Source organism: Fibrobacter sp., from assembly GCF_045112255.1.
Lineage (GTDB): Bacteria > Fibrobacterota > Fibrobacteria > Fibrobacterales > Fibrobacteraceae > Fibrobacter.
In genome coordinates this window covers 1-4,421 of record NZ_JBGUHR010000019.1, presented here as the reverse complement: position 1 = coordinate 4,421, position 4,421 = coordinate 1, and the positions used below count along the sequence as shown (strand labels likewise).

At 51.1% G+C, this 4,421-nt stretch carries 6 protein-coding genes; 4 read left to right on the top strand and 2 right to left on the bottom strand.

Features of this window, described 5'->3' with window-relative positions:
• The 4 genes from ACJMM9_RS01510 to ACJMM9_RS01495 form a co-directional block, all read left to right on the top strand.
• The coding region (locus ACJMM9_RS01510) for a hypothetical protein (RefSeq protein WP_405323170.1) at positions 1–1,098 on the top strand (1,098 nt) is incomplete at its 5' end.
• 8 nt (positions 1,099–1,106) lie between these two features.
• Positions 1,107–1,643, top strand: a complete 537-nt coding sequence (locus ACJMM9_RS01505) for a TnsA endonuclease N-terminal domain-containing protein (protein ID WP_405323168.1) — start codon at positions 1,107–1,109, stop codon at positions 1,641–1,643.
• 40 nt (positions 1,644–1,683) lie between these two features.
• On the top strand, positions 1,684–2,112 hold the full coding sequence (locus ACJMM9_RS01500; protein WP_405323166.1) for a hypothetical protein: 429 nt from the start codon (positions 1,684–1,686) through the stop codon (positions 2,110–2,112).
• On the top strand, positions 2,109–3,149 hold the full coding sequence (locus ACJMM9_RS01495; protein ID WP_405323163.1) for a hypothetical protein: 1,041 nt from the start codon (positions 2,109–2,111) through the stop codon (positions 3,147–3,149). The genes ACJMM9_RS01500 and ACJMM9_RS01495 overlap by 4 nt, the downstream gene beginning before the upstream one ends.
• Before the next feature lie 26 nt (positions 3,150–3,175).
• On the opposite strand, the gene ACJMM9_RS01490 is transcribed toward ACJMM9_RS01495, so the two are convergent.
• Complete coding sequence (locus ACJMM9_RS01490) at positions 3,176–4,168, bottom strand: hypothetical protein (protein WP_405323161.1); 993 nt, start codon at positions 4,166–4,168, stop codon at positions 3,176–3,178.
• Between the two features lie 9 nt (positions 4,169–4,177).
• A partial coding sequence (locus ACJMM9_RS01485) for a hypothetical protein (protein WP_405323158.1) occupies positions 4,178–4,421 on the bottom strand: 244 nt, incomplete at its 5' end.

Sequence of the window (4,421 nt, the reverse complement as noted above, 5' to 3'; positions counted from 1 at the left end):
TTCAACTACATCGAGTCTTGGATTGTCTATGTGTTCAACTTGCTCATCAAGCCGTTCCGCTGGCTGATGAAGAAGTATGTGTCCATGCTCCGTGCAAAGATGAACGTGACTGCATTTATCGAAGGACTTGGCCCGTTCGAGTGCTTGTTCGTTTATTCCAAGGAATACGACAACGGCAAGGAATTCTTGGGCATGTCCGTTATCGACATGATCAATACTTACCGTGGATGGATAAAGTGCCTCGAAGTCGCTTGCCCAGCGTTGTCCGAAAAGATCAAGAACAAGACGAAGCAGCTGTACAAGGACTTGCGCCTTGACGACAAGTATTGGCGTCGCGCTATGGAAGCTGACATCTACACTTGCTGTATCGCCGTTGACCTTGACGGAATGACTCCGCGTGAAAGCGTCCTTCGCCAGCTCTATAACGAGTCTCCGTGGGATTTGCTCATGTCTTGGTTCCGTAAGTCCAAGAACAAGGACGACAATACCAGTCCAGACGAGGAAGAGGCCGAGGAATACGAACTGTCTCGTCCTATCAGCATGAAGGACATGATGCCGACCGATGATAACCAAGAGCCGAGCTCGTTCTCCGACGCGGTCAACTTCGCCTATTCTCCGGAAACGGAAAACTCCGTCAACGTCGGCACGAAGAAGATTACCGAACGCGACGAGAACATCCTTATGAGCATTTCCGACAGCATGGTCGCTGGCAGCAAGAAGGATTCGTACTATGTCGAGAAGATGTACCAGCTGGTGCGCTTTGGAAACAAGTACGCCGTCAGCAAGAATTACGTGTCCCACATGAACGACAACATCGGCGAAATCGAAAGGCCGGGTTCCGACTTCAGCAGCAATACGACGAGCGCTCGTTCCGCCGATTACGTCGGTCGTCAGCCAGACTTTGTCAAGAATCCTACTGGTTTGCCGACCGTCGATAACCCAGACTTGCCGGAATCGGTCAAGCCTACCTATGAAATTCCGGACGACTTCGACAAGACTCGCACGGAAAAGATCGCTGGGTACAAGTTTACCGTACGTTATCCGAATGAACCTCTTGCGACTTACTATCGGAGAATGTACGCGGCTGCCTTGTCATAGGAGGCTGCATGGCGAAGCATAACTATTACACTGACTGCCACAAGGGTCGTTACAATCTGTTGCATCCAGAGAAGTACATGCCCAATCTGCCCATGCCGTACTACAAGTCCGCGTGGGAGCGCAAGATATTCGTGGTGTGTGATACCAACCCTCGCATCACCTTCTGGGCCTATGAACCGAAGGTGTTCGAGATTCCCTACATGTCTCCGAAGTATGGCCGAGTGTCCATCTATCATCCGGACATTTACTTGGAAATTCTGCCGGAAGGCGCTACGAAGGTCAACCGCTGGCTCATAGAGGTCAAGCCGACGTCGTACGCTATCCAGCCCAAGATGCCACAGCCGCCCAAGGCTGGGTCTGACGCGGCGGCATTCGAGCGCTATAACAAGCGAAAGGCCAACTATGACCAGAAGGTGATGGACGTTATCGTGAACCTAGCCAAATGGGAGGCTGCCTCCGAATGGTGTAGGGTTCATGGGGTCAACTGGTTCATAGCGACCGAGAAAAATACCGGAAAATTGTTCGATTCATCGACAATTATCTAAAAAGATGTAATTTAAACATTAACTTTGGAAGGTGACAGCGATGTCGGTCTGTTGCAGCGATGGCGTATTTATCAGCGGCGAATACAAGCCCTTGAGCCAGCGACTACTGGAGTATGGCCAAGACGCCTATAGCGACGTCAAGAAGCGTCAGCGTGTGGTGATGTGGGTGTTCCTGTTCTACGATGAGAACAAGATGTGTCCCACTTGCAAGCAGAGTTTCAGCGACATGTTCGCTTGGTTCAACAAGTACAACCTTTTCGACGACCCGGTGCGCTGTGTCCGCACGGTTGTTGAACCAGAACCGCTCAAGAACTTGATCTATACGGACTTGGGCATGAACAAGTTGCCAGCTGTCGTGTTTGCCGACGAGAAGTGCCGAATACTCGATATCTTGTTCGAGTTCCCCGGCGCGAAGTGGCTGGAACAGTACGTGCTTCCCTTCATTCAAGCCGACGGAAAAATTGCATGAGTAATGAAACTTACATAATTGGCTACAGCCTTGATTCTGTAATTGAAGCAGTTCGCCGTAAGCTCAACGGCGAAAATGTTCATTTCTTGGCTACGGCTAGGCTGGGCGAACCGCTCGACACCTACAAGGACATGGTGAGCGCTCGCACCGTCGAAATGCTTGACGCCATTTCTCCTATCAAGCTGGAGTTCGAGAAGTTCCATAATCCGCGCCATCTGTACATCCCTTACGACAAGGTGAAGCTCAAGAATACCAAGAACGGAGTAATCGCGTTCCCTCTCAACAAGAACTCGTTCGAGGACGAGTCCGAATGGAAGGAAGTGTGCGACGCTTTCAGAAAGGATCCTATCGCCAAGCTCCACGCGGACAAGGGCAATACTCCTTCGAAGCTGATTACGGCTATGAAGAACGGTATGCCGAAGAAGTTCGTCGATACCTTCGGCAAGGCTCTCAGTACTACTCGCTGGCGCGGCATCAACGTATCCAAGCTGACGATGATCGGCTACGGATACGAGTATTCCTTCGACCTTCTCGAAGTTCCGTACAACGAGACTTTCTACAAGCCCAAGACATCCTTCGAGTCAATCTGTAACGACATCCTTGCCGCCGAGGGCATCGAAGTGACTCCGGTCTCCGGCAAGGTCTGCAGCAAGATGATTATGGACAAGGAGTTCCCAGAGACTCTGGTTGTCATGGACAACCGTATCGACTCCTACATGAACTACATCTGCGGAATGTTCGACCGAGTGAAGATGTCGGTGGATCCGGTCAAGATTCCTTCTGCCATTTCCGCCGCTGGCGACGGTATCTTCTATACGCCGCTGGTCGAGGACTTCTGGGGCGTCAACGTCATCGGCAAGATGGCCTACAAGTTGACCGCCACTCACATGACGACAATCTACAATGACTTTATCTCTGAACTGCCGCTAACGAGGACTAATGCGAAGATGTACAACACCTACGCGAACATGATAAAGTTCTACGGCAAGAACAAGATACTGGATATCAACCAGCGAGTCATTACGATGATCAAATAAGAAAAGCGGCCATCTGGCCGCCTTTTTTATGAATTCTTTGAAGTGAAGTACCGTTGACTGTATTCGCTGTAGTATTCCTTCTCGTTGAACGCCTCGTAGACGCCCTTTGAAGCTTTCAGTCTGCTGTAGTCGTCCTCGAAGAACTGCTTCTTCAGACGCTTGTTTACGGCGTCGTACGCGGTCACGTCAGTACCGTCGCACGTATTGTCGCGCAAGTAGCGGAGCTGCTGCTTGAAGGTGCCTTGGAAAGCGTTCGGATATTGGAATGATACCGTGAAGGTGAACGGCTTGTCGTCGGTGAACCCCATCTTCATGTCAGGTGCTTTCGTCAGAACCGACGAGTTGAATTCGTACATCTGGTTAAGGCTGATATCGGTGATGTAAGGCCCGGCTTCGGTAGCCAGCTGGCCATTGCTGCTGCGCATGATGGTCGTGGCGTCGGAATAAAGGTCTACGGCGATATTTATCTTGTGCCAAGTGCTACGAGTCTTCAGTACGAGTGGACTGAACTGTGCATTGTACAGAGCATTGAAGAACTGATACCACATCATGTAAGGGTCGTCCACTATCGTAATCGTAAGAGTTTGAGGGCCCTTGTCGCCTTGGATAAGCGGATACTTCATGCCTTTAGTGGTATCGAGTCCGGCGACCGGAACGGTGTTGGACTGTGCCTCGCCAATCTTGACCGAAGTCGCCGCCCAGTACATGTTGAGTACGTGGGTGTCGCGGTCGTAGAATAGGTCGGCCCACTGGTTGAACGCAGCCTTCAGCCAAGCGTCCGTAGTGTTCTTGAACGTCTTGGTGTTGGTCAGAGAATACTTGTCCGAGTACGAGTTTCTGTCCATTATGCGCAACGCCTCGGCGACGTAGTCTCCCCAGAACCCTACGTGGTACTTGTTGACAAGGTGGCCACGTGCTGCCGCATAGAACTTTTCCATGTAGAAGGCGAGCATAGCGTCATGGGACGAGTCGATCCCAGACGAAGTTCCTTGCTGGTAATTTTTATTCTTGTCGGCCATGGGTTACCTCTAGTAGTAGGAGTCTGCGCCTTGGGCGATACAGATTGCGTTCATCAGTTCGTTAGGATCCGGCATGCGGATGATTCGACGGATTTCGTAGTTGATAGAGAGGTTGAAGGAGGCTGGCTCGATGCTTCCCGGCTTGAGATTCATCTGGCTGAGTGCTGCGATTCTGCAGCGTTCCAACCTTACAACCATGTACTCTTGCGCTACGTCGTCGGCGAAGTGCATGTCGATCCACTGGATGTAAGTG

What these genes read in the sequence shown, in the direction of transcription:
- ACJMM9_RS01505 (WP_405323168.1), top strand. Translation starts at nt 1,107, where the DNA reads ATGGCGAAGCATAACTATTACACTGACTGCCACAAGGGTCGTTACAAT.
- ACJMM9_RS01500 (WP_405323166.1), top strand. Translation starts at nt 1,684, where the DNA reads ATGTCGGTCTGTTGCAGCGATGGCGTATTTATCAGCGGCGAATACAAG.
- ACJMM9_RS01490 (WP_405323161.1), bottom strand. Translation starts at nt 4,168, where the DNA reads ATGGCCGACAAGAATAAAAATTACCAGCAAGGAACTTCGTCTGGGATC.
- ACJMM9_RS01495 (WP_405323163.1), top strand. Translation starts at nt 2,109, where the DNA reads ATGAGTAATGAAACTTACATAATTGGCTACAGCCTTGATTCTGTAATT.